The sequence below is a fragment of the Mesobacillus foraminis genome (assembly GCF_004340465.1).
Classification (GTDB): Bacteria; Bacillota; Bacilli; order Bacillales; family Cytobacillaceae; genus Mesobacillus_B; species Mesobacillus_B foraminis.
Genome location: NZ_SLVV01000010.1, coordinates 123,661 through 144,648 on the forward strand (window position 1 = coordinate 123,661; position 20,988 = coordinate 144,648).

Genomic DNA, 20,988 nt, shown 5'->3' on the forward strand with positions numbered 1-20,988 from the left:
AATGGCAAAGGGTGTGGTCGGCAACTGCAGGAGTAAGTAACCTGTATTCTAACATCCGAGAAGTCTGGCTCAATTGTCCTTTTAAAAGTATGATGAGAAGAAAAGGGAAATCAGTGAGACAGCTATAAGTGCAGAAGGAGAGGGAAAGATGGATCCGAAAACAAAATGGAACAAAAAGTACAATGAGCGTTTGATACATCTTGAAACGCCAGTGCCCAACGCAAGGCTAATCCAGCTTTCTTCCTATCTAGGAGGAGGGACGGCCCTGGACCTGGCATGCGGCCTTGGGGGAAACAGTCTTTTTTTGGCAAAGCTTAATTATTCAGTACAAGCAATGGATATCTCTGATGTGGCGGTGAAGTATCTTCAAGGCATGGCGGAAAAGGAAGGTGTGGCCGTATCTGCCGTAACGGCTGACTTAGAAAACATTTCCTCTCTATTATTTGAAAACAATTCATTCGATTTGCTCGTCATCACGTATTATCTTAACCGGCCATTGCTTTCTCTTGTAAAATCACTGCTTAAAGAAGACGGTTATTTCTTCATGGAAACCTACTATCATTCTCCTAAAAACGGGAATCAGAAAATTCCCAGTCGTTATAAGCTGCAATCCAACGAATTGCTGGATCAATTTAAAGAATGGAAGGTTCTTTATTTCGAGGAAAATGAAGAAGAGGGAAGGCAGACTATTTTTTGTCAGAAGACAGGTGGAGTCTGTACATAAGCTGGAGAGTTATGCATCAAAAGACAGGATTTATCGATCAAACTTCCGAATTTAATGAAAAACCTGTGTCCGGGCTGTGACAAGGGAAGAAGCAACTAAGTTAGTTATGTTCTATTTTGATGCGATTTCTGATTTATGCATCGTTCCCGGAGAGTTATGCATCGATTATTGGGAGTTATACATCAAAAAACAGGATTTATTGATCAAACTTTCGAATTTAATGAAAATCCTGTGTCGCCGTTGAGACAAGGGGAGGAACAACTAAGTTCGTCATGTTCTGCTTTGATGCGATTTCTGATTTATGCATCGTTCCCGGAGAGTTATGCATCGATTATTGGGAGTTATGCATCAAAAGACAGGATTTATCGATCAAACTTCCGAATTTAATGAAAAACCTGTGTCCGGGCTGTGACAAGGGAAGAAGCAACTAAGTTAGTTATGTTCTATTTTGATGCGATTTCTGATTTATGCATCGTTCCCGGAGAGTTATGCATCGATTATTGGGAGTTATGCATCAAAAAAATGGATTTATGCATCGAACATTTGGATTTAATGAAAAACCTGTGTCGCAGTTTTGACAAGGGGAGGAACAACTTCCTGTTCTGCTTTGCAACGCTTTCCGATGTCCTGCAGGTACCGCTCGTGGGACCTTTTTATAGTTTTTAGTTTAGGTATCCAGGATTATCATGATCAAACATCTGGAGGCGACAGTGGGTTGTTGTTTTCTGATGGAAAACTCATTCTGCATTAAAAAGTTGCCGAAGGTGATACAGAGTAAAAAAAGAAGAATTGTATACCCTAAGATTGCCTTTGGAGTATTTTAGAGAATACATTATATGCAGCAGTACTTATTGAACAAGGAATGGAAGCGGGAATATTGCCTTTTTATTGAGCACTTGCTTATCAAAGTTTCCTTCCAAATTGAAAGATTTTTGAGGATTAGAGAACAAAAGGTTCAACCCTGCAAAATGGTGCACAGAATGTCGGACGGTTACTATCCATTCCTGCTAACCTATTGATAAAGGAGGGACATATTGGTGCTTAAGAACATGAATGATGCAATGCAGTATATCGAGGAAAATCTTATGAACGAAATTGACTATAAAGTGGTGGCAAGATTAGCGCATTGTTCAGAGTATCATTTTAAAAGGATGTTTTCTTTCCTTGCAGGTATTACCTTATCTGAATACATCCGTCGAAGAAGACTTAGTCTGGCTGCATTTGAGCTCATTAATAGTAATATAAAAATCATCGATGTAGCTGTTAAATATGGATACCATTCACCGGACTCTTTTACCAGGGCTTTTCAGAATTTACATGGTGTAACACCGACAGAAGCAAGAAATAATGGTCAGCATTTAAAAGCCTACCCACTTATGTCTTTCCAATTATCAATTAGAGGAGGATATGAATTGAATTATCGAATTGAACAAAAAGAAGCATTTAACATTGTGGGAATTATGAAAAGAGTGCCCATTATTTTCGAAGGGGAAAACCCAGAAATTACAAAGATGTGGAAATCCCTTACAATCGAGAAAATAGAACAATTAAAAAGCCTTTCTAACGTCGAACCTACAGGGATGATTCAGGCATCTGCAAAATTTTCAGAAGGACGTATGGAGGAAAAGGGAAAGCTTGATCAGTATATTGGAGTGGCAACCACACAAGAATGCCCCGAAAACTTTTCAATACTTGAGGTGCCTGAATTGACCTGGGCCATATTCGAATCAACAGGGCCTTTCCCTAAAACGCTGCAGGAAACTTGGGGAAGAATTTATTCAGAATGGTTTCCAACTTCCAGTTTTGAACTCACAGAAGGACCCGAAATCTTGTCGATTAAAAATAGAGATTTAACTTCACCATCAGTAAAAAGCGAGATTTGGATTCCAGTTATGAAAAAGTAGTTTATTTTTGAAAAAATATTTATTGAGCTGTTGCTGCAGCTCTTTTTTTTTTTTCTATTTTAACCGATAAGTTCATTGTAAGTAAATATAATTAAGCGAACGGGCTCGTGAGTTAACGATGGTCAGGTTCTAAAATGAACAGGTTATGGAGATTTTCCTGTAGAATAAAATTTTCCAAGCTATCTGTCTTTAGTAAAATACCCCAATTAAGGAAACCGTAATTAACCTTGAAAAGGGAGAAACCATTAGTTTAGAGAAAACATGCAAGATCACTAAAAAATTTTGATATCATTTCCATCTTGAAATAGAGTGATTTTTAGATCCACTGAGCTTACAATATTATTCATGAATATTAATAGACTGTTGAGGTAACTAGATGCAGCCAAATCCAGCACCAATAAGACCTGATTTTAAATCAAAACTCTCTCGAAGGTACATAACGGTCAGCATGAAATTTTGGATCAGTCATGCGCTTGCCATAGGATGGATGATCTTTTCTATTTATCTATCACTCCCATGGTTAGCAGACCTGTCATCCATCGTTTCTCTTCCTGTTGCGGTCTTCATCATCGGGGGGATCGCTTATGTACCAGGATATATGAACGCCTTTCTTGTCGTGAGCTTGTTATTTGATAGACAGCCAGCTTTTAAAAATGAATCTCCCTCTGATCCTGTAGCCTTGCTTATTGCAGCATATAACGAGGAGGGGGGAATCTTTAACACTTTGGAATATGTAGCGAATCAAGACTACAATGGAAAGTTACACATCTTTGTGATTAATAACAATTCAACAGACAACACTGTAAAAGAAGTTAAAAGGGCAAAAATAGGTTTAGATTTGAATATTACGATTTTACATGAGGCGAAGCCCGGTAAGTTCCACGCTTTGAATAAAGGGCTGCAGCGTGTGATGACTCCTTATGTGATCACTTTAGATGCAGATACATTGCTTCATCCATCTGCTGTCCGTTTACTGGTATCAAGGATAAAAACCAGCCCTTCAAATGTATCTGCGGTAGCTGGTTCCATGCTGGTTCGCAACAGCCGTGAAAGCATCTGGACCAGAATCCAGGAGTGGGATTATTTTCTGGGTATTACATCGATCAAAAGATTGCAAGGTTTGTACCAGGGGACACTGGTTGCCCAAGGTGCCTTTAGTTTGTATAAAACAGACTGTGTGCGGGAGGTTCAAGGATGGCCGGACGCAATTGGTGAAGACATCGTATTAACTTGGCGACTATTGCACAATGGGTGGAAAGTGTATTCCGAACCTTTAGCGGTCGCTTTTACCGATGCACCTGCTACCCTCAGTCATTTTGCTAAACAACGCTCAAGATGGGCAAGAGGAATGATTGAGGGGTTGAATGAAATTAAACCTTGGAATCAGCCTCAATTGTATACGAAATACCTTACCGGGGTTAATTTTGTGATGCCATATTTGGACTTTGTTTATACTTTCTGCTGGATTCCAGGATTGATATTAGCCTTTTTTGGACACTTCTGGATTGTAGGGCCAATGACTCTGCTGGTTTTGCCTTTGACCATGATCAGCTATGGTTTGCTTTATATATATCAGAAACATTATGTATTTAAAAACCTTAATCTTAGAGTCAGGAAAAACAGATCGGGATTTATTTTATTTATCATTTGTTATCAGATGATTATGTCTCCGGTTTCGGTTTGGGGCTATCTGCAGGAGTTATTTAAAGTGAAACGTGTTTGGAAGTAAGATAACAGTTGTTAAAAACTTAGGGAAGTTCTTTTATTAAATTCAGTAAAAAAACATAAATACAATAATAAGAAACTGACATTCTCAAAGAGCGGAATGTCAGTTTTTAGTTTCATGACTATGGACAGGTTGACAAGCGCTCACAATAAAATCAACTAATTCGGGCGCGGCTTCTCTTTAGACCGCACGCTTTGGCTGAATTCGCTCGGAGTCAGCCCTGTATATTTGCGAAACTGCCGGGTAAAGTGGTTGTAATTATGAAAGCCGACGTCATGGGCAGCTTCATTTGCATTCCGATTCGTATGGGCAAGGAGCAAGGCAGCCTGCTTAATGCGCATTCGGTTAAATGCTTCTACAATCGATTCTCCGGTGTTTTCTTTAAATAGATGCGCTAGTCTCGATGGAGAAAGTCCAACACTGCGGGCCAGGTCCTCGACTCGAATCGTCTCCTGCATCCGTTGAGCGAGTAAATAAAGTGTTTCTTCAACCCTTGGATCAAACTCGCTGGTTTCTTGTTTTGCGAGCAGCATCAGAACCTCCCTCAGCGCGCACAAACACAATTCGTGCCAATAGGCTCCTTGCTCCCGGGAGTCAGAAAGGATTCGGCGAAAAGCATGGTAGACTCGATCCCTCAACGCTTGCTGCTCGATGTGCCGGATGGTCAGCGCCTCGTGCGGCAGCAGACTTGCGTCCATGAATCCGCCAGTAAAATGCGCCCAAACGAAGTGCCAGTTTTTTCCTTCAGGTGTACCGTAACGGTGGGGAGTTCCGGGCTTTAACAATGTTACATCACCTGTCTTTACGCGCCTCTCGCACCCGTCTGCCTCGAAGTAGCCTTCACCGCCTAGCGTGTACGTGATAAGCCAATCACTCATGCCTTCCGGACGTACAGTAGAATAGGTGTCGCGCTCATGAAAATGTCCGGCAATCACCATGCTGTAGGCCAATCCGTCATAATTAGAGGGGGTGTCCAGCTCCATTGCACTCATCCCTTCCTGAAAAGTCATTTATTAAGAATAGTTTAGCTTAACTGAGGGCGGCATAAAAGTATGTTTGTTTAGAAATAGCAGAATCGTATGAATTGTTAGCAAGATTCATCCTTCTTCCAAGGGTTGTTGCAACCGTATAATGAAGGTGTGCTAAATAACACTAACAGCAGCAAAAGGGGAGGGTAAAAACATGGTATATAACCACCGGGTGTTAACGATTGAGCAAAAGCGACAGTTTGAAACGGAAGGCTATTTAGTCGTCAAAGGATTGTTTACGGAGGAGCAGCTGTCGGAGATTGACAAGACATTCGAGGATATCAGCCTTCAGGTGATCCCGGGACATTTTGAGCCGGATTTGCGGCAGGAAACAAACGACCCGCTAAAGCGTTATCCGAGGGTCATGCATCCGCACCGGTTTAATGGAACAGCTAAACGGTATATGCTGCATCAGCCGGTAATGGATGTGCTTGCCGATCTTTATGAGGAAGAGCCGCTGGCTGCCCAAAGCATGTTCTATTACAAGCCTCCGGGTGCACGTGGGCAGGCGCTTCATCAGGATAATTTTTACTTAAAGGTCGAGCCGGGCAACTGCATTGCCGCCTGGACGGCGGTCGACGCGGCTGATGAAGAGAATGGAGGGCTCTTAGTAGTGCCGAAGACGAGTGCATATGACATCGTATGTCCTGATTTATCCGATTCTAAAGAATCGTTCACAACACATTACGTGAAGCCGCCGAAGGACCAGAAGGCGATTCCGGCAGTGATGGAGAGGGGCGATGTGCTCTTCTTCAATGGGAATCTCATTCACGGCTCGTACCGCAATAAGACGAAAGATCGTTTCCGGCGCTCGTTTATTTGCCATTACGCCAACAGTTCTGCTACGCACATCGCTACACATTATCGTCCTCTGTTCCGAGCCGACGGCACCCCTGTGGAACTGGAGAGCAATCCGGATGGAGGTCCGTGCGGCGTTGAGTACGATACACCATATCACCACTAAACGTGAGCCGCGGCTTGAGGTGCTCATGTCCTGGTGGGGAATGAACGGACTGGGATATCAAGACGGCGCTGGCGAGGAATGGAGCATGGAGGAGAAGGTGAGGCGCATCGCCGAGGCGGGCTACAACGGTATTAACGGGATGCTGCCGGAGGGCAGGGAGGCTGAACGATGGCATGAGTTGCTGGATCAATACAATCTTTCATACAGCGTAAACGCGTACCCGAAAACGGCGGAGGAGCTGGATGTTTTTCTTTGCAAGGCAAAATCGTTTGGAAGGGTTGATTTTGTTAACGTACAGGTCATGAGGCCGTTTTTGGCCGGTGAGCAAGCGGTACAGCTGCTTGCGGACATGGCGGAGCTTTCGCAGTCTGCAGGCATTCCGGCATATATTGAAACGCACCGGGGCACAATCACGCAGGATCTGCTGCGCACGGTAGAGTATGCTCAGCGCCTGCCAGGGCTGGAGCTTACGATTGACTTCTCCCATTATGTGGTTGCCGGGGAAATGCGTACGGTGTCGGAAGAGGCAGAAGAGCTGCTCCAGACACTGCTCCCCCGGACGAAGAGCATACATGCACGAATTTCGAATGGGGAGCAGGTGCAGATTGATATCCCCATGTCTGGGAGTATGGGTGAAGAGGGTGCCGCCGACACATATGAACACCCGATGTTGAAGCACTTTCAACGCTGGTGGCTCGGAGGGATGCGCAGCTGGCGTCAAGCGGCAAAGGAAGGCGAGGTGCTGCCGTTTGTCTGCGAACTGGGACCGCCGCCTTATGCGATTACGGTTCGCGGCCGTGACGACCTGCCGTGCGAGGTGAGCGACCGCTGGACACAAGCACTGCTGTTTGCCAGGATCGCCCGGTCTCTATGGGAGCAGATTTAAAAAGAGCAGAGGGAATTGTTTATAAAACCCTGTTTGCCAATTGAAAAAGCCTTTGTAAGTCAAGGGTTTTTTCGGCTTGGCGGCCTAATTTTGACTGTGCAAATTTGTGGCACAAGCTTTCCTATGGTGCAAAATGATGAGGAAGTAAGAAAAAGACAGACTTATGGTTTGCCTGGCTGTAACACACTGGAACAGAGTGTAATCATTGATTATGTGCTGTGTGGCTGCCAGCTATTCTAGTCCTGAAGGGCGATCTTTAAGTTCATTGTCTTTATATTGGCCCTTAGATGAGGGGGCTAAATCAATTATTGCAATCGAGCTATTGGATCAAGTTTTACCTTGATCTAAATCAACAAGGTTCAATCAATAATGAATCCCTAATGAAGGAGGTAATTTCTTATCAGAGCATATAGTATTGACGTCAAGAATACGGAAAAAGAGATATACCCACTTGAAACAAAGCTTGGGGGAGTAAATGCAGCCGGAGAAAGTTATAGCTTTACAAATTATTATATGGAAAAGAATGGGGAGCCATTTTTTGGTATAAGCGGTGAGTTTCATTTCAGCAGATATAGCTGTGATAAATGGGAAGATGAAATCATCAAAATGAAAATGGGAGGGATCAATATGATCCCAACCTATATTTTTTGGAACCATCATGAAGAGGAACAAGGGTTATTTGTCTGGGATGGAAATAAAGACCTCAGGAAATTTGTTAGTCTATGCGGAAAGCATGGATTAGGCGTCATTTTAAGAATCGGTCCATTTGCACATGGAGAGGCAAGAAATGGCGGAATTCCTGATTGGCTTTTCGGCAGACCCTTTGATCTTCGTTCAAATGATCAAGAATATTTGAGCTATGTAAAAAGGTTTTATCAAGAAATTGGAAAGCAGATTCAAGGATTCCTCTTTCAAGACGGTGGTCCTATCATCGGAACCCAGATCGAGAATGAGTACGAACATGCAGGTGCACCTTGGGAAATGACAAATGGAACAGGTAATGAATGGGTACCCGCAGGCAGAGATGGGGATGAACATATTATTAAATTAAAGGAGTTAGCCTGCCAGTCTGGAATCCAAACTCCAATCTATACGAGTACTGGCTGGGGAGGCGCTGCAGCCCCTGTTGAGGAAGTACTCCCATTATGGGGTGGCTACGCTTTTTGGCCATGGATATTCTATGGTGACGTAAAGGAGCATCCGGCGACACCCGAATATATTTTTAGAGATTATCATAACGATCACCAGAAAAACGAGGGATTTGATCCTGCTTATGGCCCTGAGAGTGTGCCATTTGCTTGCTGTGAAATGGGGGGAGGGATGACGGTTTTCTATAAATACAGGTTCAAGCTGCCATATGAAAGTGTTGATGCAATGGCAGAAATGAAGGTGGCTGGCGGATGTAACTTTGTAGGCTACTATGTTTTCCATGGTGGTTCAAATCCGAAGGGGAAAAAGTCACCTTTTTTGAACGAAAACGCCACACCAAAAATTTCGTACGACTATCAAGCTCCAATAGGTGAGTTTGGACAAATCAGAGAGTCATATAAAAGACTGAAGCGTCAGCATTACTTTTATAAAACAGTGGAGGAAAGCTTTTGTAAAACCAAAACGGTCCTTCCGTATAATGTCATAGAGATTGACCCATATGATATTGAAACATTAAGGTTTGCCGTAAGAGCACATAGAGATTCCGGTTATGTTTTCATTAATAATTATCAGGATCATGTTGAAACAAAGGATCAAAAAGACTTTGCTATTACCGTTAATCTTGAGAATGAAGAGATTCGTTTTCCGAAATCCGGCGGTATGTCGTTATCGAAGGATGAGTGCTGTATCCTTCCCTTTAACATGGATTTGAAAGGATTAAATCTTAAATATTCCACTGCACAATTCCTAACGAGCATGGAGCATGAGGGGGAAACTTACTTTTTCTTCTTCACTCCGAAAGGAATGAATGTTGAATATTATTTTGATCGTAATGATATTCAAGAGGTACAAGTAGAGAATGGGAACATCATTTCTGAAGATTATACATTGATAGAAGTAGGCAATGAGGATATGAGTGTCATCGACATCAAGCTGAAATCGGGCAGGACACTTCATATTTGTACGTTGACAAATGAACAAAGCTTGAACTTTTGGAAGTTTTCATACCGCGGGAGAGAACAGGTTTTCATTACGAATGCTGCCTTGCTGATAGACGAAGAAAAAATAAGACTCGAAAGCGAAGGTCTTGAGGATATTGAAATCAAATCATTCCCTGGCCTTATGGATTCGATTTCTATAGCCGGAGAGGAGATTAGGGGTCGCAACCATGGATTGTTCATGGAATATAAGAAAACAATTTCAAATTGCCATACAGGCATAGAGGTCAAAATGGTCAACCAAAATAAAGCGGTGATTCATTTTCAGCCCGAAGCTTTTGATGATGTAAAAGAACTTCTTCTGCAAATTGATTATGCCGGCGATATTGGATATGCGTTTATTGATGGCGAGTTAATACATGATAATTTTTGTAATAATGATCTATGGGAAATCGGCCTGCAACAGCATAAACAAGACCTGCTAGCAAAAGGAATGTATATTTATATCTCCCCATTAAAAGAGGGCAGCTTTGTCAAGAGTGATTCACCAATGGCAGCAAGAGCTGAGGTGATCAATAAACAAATTGCTGAAATCAAATCCATCAATGCTACTGCTATTCGTGAGTTTGAAATAGAGGTGTAAGGGTTTACTGAGTTCTAGAATGGTGTAATATTAATGTTATTTTTAAAAAATCTAGAGCTGAAATTTACATAAAAAATGATTTTATTTTAAAAAGAGTAAGTTCCAGCCACGGGAATTTTACTAGCAATCTAATCATTGGTATTTATACTTGAGACCCATCATGCTATGAAGTTTCCCCAGCAGCATGTAGCATACATTAGTAATCAGCATTAATTGCTATTAAAAAAATCTGAACTATTTTAAGGAAAAGCAAATAATCCATTTGTTTGCTTATGTAGGAAGAGGACATTTGGCGGGATCCAAGGCTTTATCGGCTTTGGATCCTTTTTTTATTATGGGGAGGTGTCCCGGAAACGCTGGAACCAAACAAAGTTGACTCACTTACAAAATTCCGGGGTAGGTTTTATAGGCTGAGAAGAAAATTGTCAATATATCATTAAAAGGAGAATTTCAAAATTAACCCACCGAAGATAGGTTAAAAATCATAATTTGAAAACTAATCATTTTGCTCCTAAGGAGGCTGGAAATCCTGGTATTTCCCCTAATACATTAAAAATTAACATGCTAGGGCTGGCAATAATAGATAACTTGCGTGTGAAAGGGGGACAAAATATTTTAGATTAAAAAGTTAAACCGGGTAAACTTGTGTCGAGTTTTTAAATTGCTTTGTTGTTAACCCGGTGATTTTCTTAAATGTTCTGCAAAAATACTGTGAATCACTAAAGCCAACTTCATGGGCTATCTCGTAAGTTTTATTATTAGTATTTTTCAAAAGCTCCTTTGCCTTCTCGATACGGGTAAGTGTTAAAAACTCGATTAATGTTTTCCCTGTTTCTTGACTAAACATATGACTCAGATAGGAGGCACTTACATTTACTGCTTCTCCAACCGTTTGGAGAGATATCTGTGAGTCCCAATAATTTTCGTTTAAATAGTCTACAGCCAATTGTACCGACGAAGAGTATCGGCTGCTTAATTTGTTCCTTGCAGAAAGAACCAGGGATAGCATTTCCTCCATATAGGTAAGAACATCTTTATAATATCTAATCCAGCTAGCTTTCACCTCTAATTGGTTAATTTGGTGCATCACTTCAATTTGATCCATTTCGATCTCTTTTAAATAATGTGAGATTGTCAGGGTAAAATCTATTAAGAAATAATAAGTTGTAAATGGTGAATGAGAAATGCTATTCTCCAGATAAGAAGAATAAGTTCGTACGAAGTCAGGAATATCACTTTCCAAACCAAACTTTAAAAAGTCAATTAAGTTTCTTCTTTTAAAGTTCTGCAGTTCTTTTTTTGACTCAATATTATTGGGATCTTTAGAACTATACTTTTGTATCATCATTGAGTAGCTTTTCTCTTCGTCTGCTTCCGAGAAAGAAAAAGCAATTCCCTGAATCCTGCTTTCTACTTTGCCAAAGCCCATAATGAATTGGTTAGAGAGGTTATTCTCTTCTTGTTCAAGTAAACGCTGTCTTATTTGCTCAGACTCCTGTTCTAGTGTCTGTTTGGATTCTCCCATCATTATAAAAATAGATTCCTTTGATTTTCTATTAAACCGTAAACAATTGTATTCATTCTCTATCCAATCAATCGCGTTTGTTTCATTCGTTGATTCGACGATGATAACATAGTAGTAAGGTGAAACAAGATTAATATTTAAAGTTGCACCTTCTTTAATAGCTTCTGAAGAAGAAAAGGATCCTTCACATAGCTCATATAAGAATTTATCTCTGGAAGCAGACTTATTTTGCAATACTTGTTCTTCTAATGCACTTAATCTTTTATGACTGATTTCTTCCTCCACTATTTTAGAGGCCACCTTTTTTAAGACATTAAGCAGGTCTTGTGAGCTAACAGGTTTTAGGCAATATTCCGTCACTTGAATCCGCATCGCTTCTCTTGCATATTCAAACTCATCATGTCCACTCAGAATAATTATTTTTACAGAAGGCATTTTTTCGCGAAGAATTCGACTAAGTTCCAGTCCGTCCATAAAAGGCATTTTAATATCAGTTATAACAATATCTGGTTGGGTTTTCTCGATTAATGGAAGTGCAACTTCACCGTCCGATGCGTCACCACAATAAATAAATCCTTCCTGATTCCAATTAATACTTTTTCCAATCCCTTCACGTATTGCCATTTCATCATCAACTAAAAAAACTTTCTTCATTATTTCACCTCTCTGCTGGAATGATTAAACTAACACGAGTTCCGGAGCCATACAAGCTATTGATCGTTATACCGAAAGACGGACCATATTGTAGTCGAATGCGTTGATGAACATTTACCATCCCAAAACCTCCTTGATCCTTTTCGAATGGGAGTCCTGAGGATAATTGTTGACGAACTTCTCTTAACTTGTCATCAGTCATTCCAATTCCATTATCAATCACATCAATTGAGATATTTCCTTCTGGGGTAAAATCCCCTTTGATTCGAAGCAATCCTTTACCCCGTTTGTTTTTAATCCCATGGTATATTGCATTTTCAATAATGGGCTGTAGTGTTAACTTTATAATTTTGTATTTTAAAATGTCATCATTTAAATGAAAATTGACATCTAATATATCTTGATATCTCATTTTTTGAATGGTTAGATAATTCCGGACGTGATTAATCTCATCTTCTAAGAGAATGAAATCTTTTCCTTTACTTAAGGTGATTCTAAAAAAATAGGATAATGCTTTGGTTATTTCAATTACCTCTTGGCCTTTTTTTGCTTCTGCCATCCAAATAATGGTTTCGAGTGAGTTATACAAAAAGTGCGGGTTGATCTGGGCCTGCATTGTACGTAACTCTGCAATTTTTAATTGCTTTTGCTCATTAACACTTTTCATCAGCAATGCCTTTATTTTGATAATCATACTGTTAAAGTTTTCACTTAGGTCTGCGATTTCATCTGTACCTTTATTAACAATTTTAACCTCAAGGTCTCCTAAGGAAGCCTGTTTCATTTTTTCTTTTAACATACGAAGTGGGAGTATTAACTTGGATGTAATAAAAAAATATAATCCAATCGTTAGGATAACAAGTGAACCAACTGTCAGTACAATGAGACTTCTAATTTCATGTGCTTCTTTGGTTATTTCAGTCAAAGGTACATATCTAATCACTTTCCATCCCGTTAAATTGGATGTTTCATAAACGATAAATGTTGTACCTTGTGTTAAAAATCCAGATTTATTTCCAATTATTTGTGTGGATACCGGAACGTTTGCAAATTGGGGATTCGAAAATAATAATTTACCTGTTTCCGATTTTATATGGAATGTTCCGGAAGAATTTAATGCCGCTTCGTTAAGAATATTTTTAAATACGGAAGATTTAACAAGAATATTAATAAATCCTATTACTTCTTTAGAACGATCCGAAACGATTGTACTGGTCATAGAGAGTACAGGGTTACTATTTTTATAAATGGGTTCGATTATTGTTTTAGTTGGATCATCAAGCAGACTGACAAATGGAGGTTTAGAAATGGCCTCTTTATCTAATAGATGAACCCCTCGGTCTTCACTAACCGCTTTCCCATCAGTACTGATAATTTTTATATTCATAATACTATCGCTGTATTGGTAACTCTCTCTGTATAGCCTTATCATTCCTAAAATACTTTTTGATTCCTCAGCGGTATTTTGCTTGTCAATTAAAAACTGGACGGTGCTATCTTTCTTGCCGATTTCAGTAAATCTTTTAATATCCTGAAAAACTACATCAAATTCCCTGCTCAATTGTCCTACTTGAATTTGAGCTAATGAGTAAGATTTTTGAGCAACAATATTGTATGATTTTATATAGGAAATTATCCCTACAAGAATAAGAGGGAGTACGGTTAAAAAAAGGAACATAATTAAAAGTTTGGTTCGTAAGCTTGAATTGACCCAATTTATAAATCTCATTACTATCCAACCTGCCATAATGTAATAATGCCCGAGCAATTTTGGGGGAATTTAAAATCTTCTTAAAGTTTAAATTGTCTTAGGCTATCTTTCATTTCCTGAATTCGTTCTACGAGTTTAGAGGATGCATCTGAAACTTCTACTAAAGTAGTTAACTGCTCTAGTCCCATTTCTACAATATTATCAACTACTTTATTACTAATTTTTGAGCTTTGTTCAATATCAAAAATAATTTGTTGAACACTTAGCATCTGATCAAATGCCTCCTGCATATCCTGCTTAATGCTCTCCATTTCAAACCCCTGTTTTTTTCTAATTGAGCTAATCGTTTGGAAATCATTCAAAATCTGTTCAGTTATAGATTTTTTAGATTCATTGTTTTCATAAATCTCACTGTTTAGATTTTTGATAGAAGATACAAAGCTAAAAACATCCTTTATTTTTGGGTTGAATTTTTGCGAAATTTTATTTATTTCAGTGGAAGCTTCATTTAACCGAATTAATCCATTATGTAACCTTTCATTTTCAATGTTTCCAGGGACTTCATTAACAATAGTATTCGACAACAAAATGAGTTCTTTTGAAATACCATGAAGCAATTGAATATATCCATTCATTTCAGTAGACCATCGGTGAAGTTTATCCGTTTCATTGTTAACATTAAGTATTAATCGGCTAGTTTGCGCTAAGTGTTCATTATAAGAGTTCATTTGATCGTATATTTCAGTTGATATATTTAAAGACCCCTGAGATTGAATTTTCATTTTATTAGCTTTTACTAATATTCCATTAAACTTAAAAAGTAATTGTTCAAATGTAGAAACAGATTTTTGGATGAGTTTATCTTGTTGATGAAGATTGACTGAAATGGTTTCGGCAGCTTCTGCAACTTCCTCACCAGCAAGCTGGTTTTCAAGAATACTTTGATGTATATCTTTTGAAGTTAAGACAACTAAATCATTTGTTTTTCGAACGTTTAAAATAATATCCTTTAAATTTTGAAACATACGGTTGTAAGAACGACATAAATCTCCCATCTCATTTTTAGGAAAGTCGGATATTATTCCTATGGTTAAATTTCCTTCCGCAATTTCATTTGTTTTTTGCCCTAAGCTGCGAATCGGTTTTACGAAATTTCCTGATATGTATATAGCAAATAAGAGTGAAGTAACAACCACTCCTATGAATGAACAGATAAAAATGATGATGTCCCTTTTTAAACTAGCCGCAATAGCATTTTCTGATTGTCCTTTAACCAAAAGGGTTTTTTGTAATAGGGATTGAACTTTCGTATCGATGATGTCTGTGAGAATTGTAATATATTCATAGGTGATATTTCGTTCATCTGCAGTGGTGTTAATTTGTATTTGCTCGCCTAGCTTGTCTATGTATTCGGTAGTGGTTATTAAAGTTTCTCGAACCTCTGAAATCTCTTCTGTAAATTGACCTTCTTTATCATCCAGTTCAATTTTATCCAAGTTTTGATACATCTTATTAAGGTGATCGTATTGACTGCCATTTTCAAAGTGTACTTTGCCATAGGCAATATCCCGGATTTCGGCATCTAACTTTTGTTTAAGTGTACCATTGATGGAATTAGTCAACGTAATGGTTTCCATCATTCCACTATATTGCTTAAGGTACCCAAAGAAAAGAGCAATTTGTACACAATTAATTGTTGCTAACCAGAATAGAATCACCATAAATACAAGGATTAATTTTTTCCTTAATGGTAAATCGGAAATTTTTGGATACGCTTTCACGATTATTCTCTCCCCTCTAGACCTATTTTACAATGATAATATTTTAAATGTAGATATATTTTTAATTTTTCAAAAAGTCTTAGGGAGATAATCATTTATGGATTTGTAAGAAGAAGAAGCAAAAAAATTAGTAATTCAAGCTGCTCTCTTTATCCTAAGGCATTTTTAAGGGATCAAATTGTAGGAGTAAACCAAGTCACGGTGTGATACGAAACAGTCTCAACTAATTGACGATTGCAGCCGTGAATAGAGAACAAGATGATTAATTGACCAGTTTTAATAATTATGCAGACAGATGCCCCATGCAAATTAGCAGTAGTGTTAAGTGTATGAGAATTATGAGGCGTTTTTTTCGTATTAATATTAGATTTTCCAGGAATAAATTCCAATTTAATAAAAATGCAATACCTCCAAAAATATTTGCAGTTTTTCTTACCTTTTATGAAAGGTACAAAAGAAATTTACAATATTTTCGAAATATACTCCATTAACCTTATGTATGTAAACGCTTTATAATTAAAGGGGTACAAAGGCTATCCTCAAACATAAATACCTTATTCATCTCTGCGGATTCTTCTACTTCCTTAGAACATCTCAATTCACCGATTAATGACCCCTTACCCATTTTAGAATTAATCTGTTTCTAATAATAAATACCAAAAATATAGATATACGGATTATCCCGAAGGAGACGATGGTCCCAAGTGAGTTCCTGCGTGGAGGAGGTGAGGCCATAAAAAAGGCCTTGGATAAGACTTTACTAGGTAATTTTGTTTAAACGTTATGAGCAAAGGAGGCAATTTCCCTATGGGGGCAAAAAAGTGGTTATCACGATCTATATCACTGGTATTATTAATCTCCTTACTCCCAGCGCCAGCCATACAAGCAAAGGAGATTGATAGTGTGGAAAATAGATTGATTGCACACTATGATATGTCAAAAGCAAATGGAAAGTTAAAAGACGTGACTAACAACGGGTTTGATGCTGAATATGTTGGGTTCAGTGATGGAGACTTCTTAGAAGAACAAAATAATATGGTTCTAAACTTTACTGGGGATAAATCTAAATATGTTAAATTACCAGCCGGGCTTATTGACGATGAAACATTCACAATTGAGACAACATTTAGCACAAGCACAAGTGCTGCACATTGGCTATACAGTATAGGCAACAAAGCGGGAGTTTGGCCTAATGTGAAAAATTACATCTTTTTAAACCCAAAACAAGGGAATGGAACGGTTAGATTTGGTATAAAGAACTCCGATAAGGAACTTCTTTTTCAAAACTCCACAATTAATTCAGGGGATTATAATACCTTTACAACGACTTTTAAAGAGGGGGAAATTTCCCTTTATCTAAATGGGGAGCAAGTCGGAACACTACCTCATACCTATTCAGTAAGTGAAATTTTAAAAGAAGGTGTTGATCCTAATGCAAATTCCATTGGATTTATTGGGAAATCACTTTATGAACCTGATGCCGCATTTACAGGGAAAGTAACGGAATTTAAAGTGTATAACTATACTTTATCTGCAAAAGAAGTCAAAGAAAAAGTAACCTTAACAGATAAGGAAATTGTTGAAATGGCCAAGGCAAACTTAGAAATACCAAACTCAAATGACATTCGCGGCAATGTTACGTTACCTGCAAGTTCCAATAAAGGTGCGACAATCACATGGGAAACGGACAGTCCAGATGTAATTAATGTTAAGGATGCAGTAAATGATGATTATGATGATATTCCTGCGGGTGTTGTAACAAGGCAGGACACTGATAAAAAAGTAAGATTAACAGCTACGATTGCTTCAGGCGAAATAAGTGATAAAAAGGAAATCTCCCTTACCGTTAAGGCTAAACCGGGAAAAAAGAATTTTACCTCGTATTTAATGACTCATTTTACAGGTGAACATGATATTGGAGAACAGATTTATTTTGCTAGTAGTACAGATGGTTTAAACTGGAAAGACTTAAATGATAGTAACCCCGTATTAACGTCCAATATTGGTGAAAAGGGTGTTCGAGACCCATATATTTTCCGTTCAGCAGAGGGAGACAAATTCTATATCATTGCAACAGATTTAAGAATTGCGAACGGGAAAGGATGGGGTGCAGCACAAACAGCTGGAAGTAAATCGCTTATTGTCTGGGAATCTACTGATCTAGTAAACTGGTCAGAACCTAGAATGGTAGAAGTGGCTCCGCCTAGCGCAGGGGATGCATGGGCTCCTGAAGCTTTTTATGATGAAAAAACAGGTGAGTATGTTGTGTTTTGGGCTTCCACTGTTAGCAATGAACAAGGAGTATTTGAACCACACAATATCTATTATGCAAAGACAAGGGATTTCCATACCTTCACAAAACCTAAAGTGTTTATTGATCGACCAGGTGAAACTCATATTATTGATACCACAATCATTAAAGATGATGGCATGTTTTACCGATATTCAGGAGATGGACATATAACGATTGAAAAAAGTGATCAAATACTTAATCCATGGACAAAGGTTGGAACAATAGAATCTTCAACGGGATTAACGGGTCATGATGTAGAAGGACCGTTAATATTTAAATTCAATGATAAAGAAGAATGGAACTTGATGGTGGATCAGTATGCAACTGGCAAAGGATATCTTCCGCTGCTAACCACTGATCTATCAAGTGGTGAATTTAGAACATTAACGGCATCAGACTATTCCTTAGGTTCTAACAAAAAGAGACATGGTTCTGTTCTGCCTATAACAAAAGAAGAGTACGGGGCTGTCATGGCGAAGTGGAATAAAATAGTCGAGGCACCTGATGAAGAAGAGCAAGAAGAGCCCATCCTGGATTACAACTTCGAGGAAACACCAACAGATAATAGGATTAAGGATGATTCAGGAAATGATCATTCAGGAACATTGAGTGGCAATGCAACTTATATAAAAGATGAGGAAAAGCATTCTAAGGTACTATATCTAGACGGTACCGCCAATACATTTGCTTCCTTCCCAACAGGTTTCTTTGATGGAAGAGACACGGTAACGATTTCCATGGATATCAAAGCAGAAACAGTATCAGGGAATTTCTTTACCTTTGCAGTAGGTAAGAACAACCAGAAATATATGTTCTTAAGAACACGTGATAATGAAATAAGAAATGCCATTACGGTAAACAGCTGGTCTAGTGAGCAAGAGGTTAAAACTAGTACGTCTTCCATCCAGAGCAAGTGGATGAATGTCAAACTTGTCATTACACCGACAAGTATGAAGATGTATAAAGATGGCATTCTTGTTGCTGAAAATAAAAATGTAACAGTGGCAATGAAAGACTTAGGAGCAGACTTATCAGCATTCTTAGGAAAGTCTTTTTACTCAGGTGACCAATATTTCAAAGGTTACTTTGACAACGTGAAAATCTATAATCGTGCTCTTTCCGAAGCAGAAATTTTAGAAATGTCCATTCAACCGACTGAAATTGGTAAATTTGTGGTACCAGGTCAAAAAGGTCAAGCCGAAATAGATACTAAATCAAAAACCATTACAGTTCACCTCAAAGAAGGACAGGATTTTGATTTGAAAAACTTGATCCCAACTATTACTATTTTACCTGGTTCTAAGGTTAGTCCAGGTTCTGGTGAAGCACAAGATTTCACAAAGCCTGTTACTTATACAGTGACGGATAAGGATGGAAACCAGCAAGAATGGGTTGTGAAAGTGGAGATTTATCCATCAGGTACACTGCCCGGGCTTTATGCTGACCCACAAATCGCTGTTTTTGGGGATACGTATTATATATATCCTACAACAGACGGATTTACCGGGTGGTCAGGTTCTCAGTTTAAAGCGTTTTCCTCAAAAGATTTGGTCAATTGGAAAGATGAGGGAGTCATCTTGGATCTGGCAACGGACGATGTTACTTGGGCAGATAACCGTGCATGGGCACCTACAATCACAGAAAAAGATGGGACGTATTACTATTACTTCTCTGCAGACGCCAACGTAGGTGTAGCAACATCTGCATCTCCAAAAGGGCCATTCAAGGATGCTCTAGGCAAACCGTTAGTGCCGAGTGGGAAGTACCCAGGCCAAGCAATTGACCCATTTGTATTTAAAGATGATGATGGACAGTATTATTTCTATTGGGGAAATGGAAGTTTATTTGGTGCAAAGCTAAACGATGACATGGTTTCATTTGCTCAGAATCCAGTGAATATGACACCTGCTAATTTTAGAGAAGCGCCTGTTGTATTTAAGCGAAACGGTGTGTATTACTTAATGTGGTCTGAGGATGATACAGGTAGTGAGAACTATCAGGTTGCGTATGCAACAGGCTCGTCTCCAATGGGACCTTGGACCAAGAAGGGCGTCATTCTTAGTAAAGATTTAAGCCTTGGAATTAAAGGACCTGGGCACCACTCTATATTGAATATACCAAACACGGATGACTATTATATTGTTTATGCCCGCCATGCAATTCCTGATGGAAACGGTTTTAACCGTGAAGTTGTGATTGACAAGATGGAATTTAACTCGGATGGTTCTATAAAACAAGTTAAACCAACACTAAAAGGTATAACTGACCCAGTTTATATAGAGAAAGAGAAAGGAGATACTGAGAGTCCAAAAGGTCACTTTCAAATTAACGATGGGGCTGATTATGCAAATGAATCAACCGTCACCTTATCTTTAGAAGCTACGGATGACAGTGGCCTTGTTCATGAGGTTCGCTTCTCTACTGACGGAAAAGAATGGACAGATTGGGAAGCTTATGAAACCTCTAAAGATTTTACGTTCCCGTCCGGTGATGGGGAAAAGATGCTATTTGTAGAATTTAAAGATCAAGCAGGAAATATCAGTGATAGGTATCAACAAAAGATCATTCTTGATACAACTGCTCCTGTAATTGAATATAAGGGTAAGCAAGATTCTTATTCTATTGACGAGTCCATTCACATTACATGCACAGTAACAGACCATCTATCAGGTGTTGATTTTAAAGAATGCCCAAGTATTGAAGGTCCGGCATACAACTTTGAGGCAGGAGTAAATAAAGCTACTGCTAGAGCAACTGATAAGGCTGGTAATAAAGCGGAAGTAGAGATCGAATTTAATGTGACTGTTGATTTTGATAGTTTAAGTCGAGTAACAGAAGATTTTATTACAAATCAAGGAGTTGCGGAATCACTATCCAAAAAGCTTAAAGCGGCAAAAGGTTCAGCTGCCAAGGCAAATAAAGAGGCAATGAATGGGCAGTTAAATGCTTATAAGAATCAACTCAATGCTCAAAGCGGGAAATCCATTGATGAAAAACAAGTTCAATTACTAACTTCTTTGGCCAATCTACTTTTAAAGTAAACAATTAAATGCAAGGACTCA

11 protein-coding genes are annotated in these 20,988 nt (G+C 38.8%); 7 read left to right on the forward strand and 4 right to left on the reverse strand.

The features are described from left to right. Window positions 1-148: 148 nt before the first annotated feature. The 3 genes from EV146_RS18825 to EV146_RS18835 all read left to right on the forward strand — a co-directional run bounded on the left by EV146_RS18825 (window position 149) and on the right by EV146_RS18835 (window position 4,357). Window positions 149-724, forward strand: a complete 576-nt coding sequence (locus tag EV146_RS18825; protein ID WP_132009445.1) for a class I SAM-dependent methyltransferase — start codon at window positions 149-151, stop codon at window positions 722-724. A gap of 1,031 nt (window positions 725-1,755) precedes the next feature. Further along, on the forward strand, window positions 1,756-2,628 hold the full coding sequence (locus EV146_RS18830) for an AraC family transcriptional regulator (RefSeq protein ID WP_132009448.1): 873 nt from the start codon (window positions 1,756-1,758) through the stop codon (window positions 2,626-2,628). A gap of 376 nt (window positions 2,629-3,004) precedes the next feature. Next, window positions 3,005-4,357, forward strand: coding sequence for a glycosyltransferase family 2 protein (locus EV146_RS18835; RefSeq protein WP_132009451.1), 1,353 nt, complete (start codon window positions 3,005-3,007; stop codon window positions 4,355-4,357). A gap of 155 nt (window positions 4,358-4,512) precedes the next feature. On the opposite strand, the gene EV146_RS18840 is transcribed toward EV146_RS18835, so the two are convergent. Further along, a complete protein-coding gene (locus tag EV146_RS18840) occupies window positions 4,513-5,364 on the reverse strand; it encodes a helix-turn-helix domain-containing protein (RefSeq protein ID WP_373566082.1) in 852 nt (283 codons plus the stop codon). Between the two features lie 172 nt (window positions 5,365-5,536). Here EV146_RS18840 and EV146_RS18845 point away from each other — a divergent pair, with 172 nt between their 5' ends. The 3 genes from EV146_RS18845 to EV146_RS18855 all read left to right on the forward strand — a co-directional run bounded on the left by EV146_RS18845 (window position 5,537) and on the right by EV146_RS18855 (window position 9,962). Then, on the forward strand, window positions 5,537-6,346 hold the full coding sequence (locus EV146_RS18845; protein WP_132009457.1) for a phytanoyl-CoA dioxygenase family protein: 810 nt from the start codon (window positions 5,537-5,539) through the stop codon (window positions 6,344-6,346). Continuing rightward, the gene (locus EV146_RS18850; protein ID WP_241993961.1) at window positions 6,300-7,232 is read left to right on the forward strand and encodes a sugar phosphate isomerase/epimerase family protein; all 933 of its coding nucleotides are present in this window, start codon (window positions 6,300-6,302) and stop codon (window positions 7,230-7,232) included. Before EV146_RS18845 ends, EV146_RS18850 begins: the two co-directional genes overlap by 47 nt. A 513-nt stretch (window positions 7,233-7,745) precedes the next feature. Continuing rightward, window positions 7,746-9,962: a beta-galactosidase gene (locus EV146_RS18855; RefSeq protein WP_219916406.1), complete on the forward strand. Its 2,217-nt coding sequence runs from the start codon at window positions 7,746-7,748 to the stop codon at window positions 9,960-9,962. Window positions 9,963-10,590: 628 nt separating this feature from the next. Here EV146_RS18855 and EV146_RS18860 read toward each other — a convergent pair. From EV146_RS18860 to EV146_RS18870, 3 genes are all read right to left on the reverse strand, one after another. Further along, on the reverse strand, window positions 10,591-12,141 hold the full coding sequence (locus tag EV146_RS18860; protein WP_132009463.1) for a response regulator: 1,551 nt from the start codon (window positions 12,139-12,141) through the stop codon (window positions 10,591-10,593). 4 nt (window positions 12,142-12,145) lie between these two features. Further along, window positions 12,146-13,870 (reverse strand): sensor histidine kinase, encoded by a 1,725-nt coding sequence (locus tag EV146_RS18865; RefSeq protein WP_158287138.1) that lies wholly within the window; start codon window positions 13,868-13,870, stop codon window positions 12,146-12,148. A 62-nt stretch (window positions 13,871-13,932) separates the two neighbouring features. Then, entirely contained in the window at window positions 13,933-15,633 is a 1,701-nt protein-coding gene (locus EV146_RS18870; protein WP_132009469.1) for a HAMP domain-containing protein, read from the reverse strand. 903 nt (window positions 15,634-16,536) lie between these two features. Between EV146_RS18870 and EV146_RS18875 the strand changes: the two genes are divergently transcribed. Further along, a complete protein-coding gene (locus tag EV146_RS18875) occupies window positions 16,537-20,967 on the forward strand; it encodes a family 43 glycosylhydrolase (RefSeq protein ID WP_158287139.1) in 4,431 nt (1,476 codons plus the stop codon). Window positions 20,968-20,988: the final 21 nt, after the last annotated feature.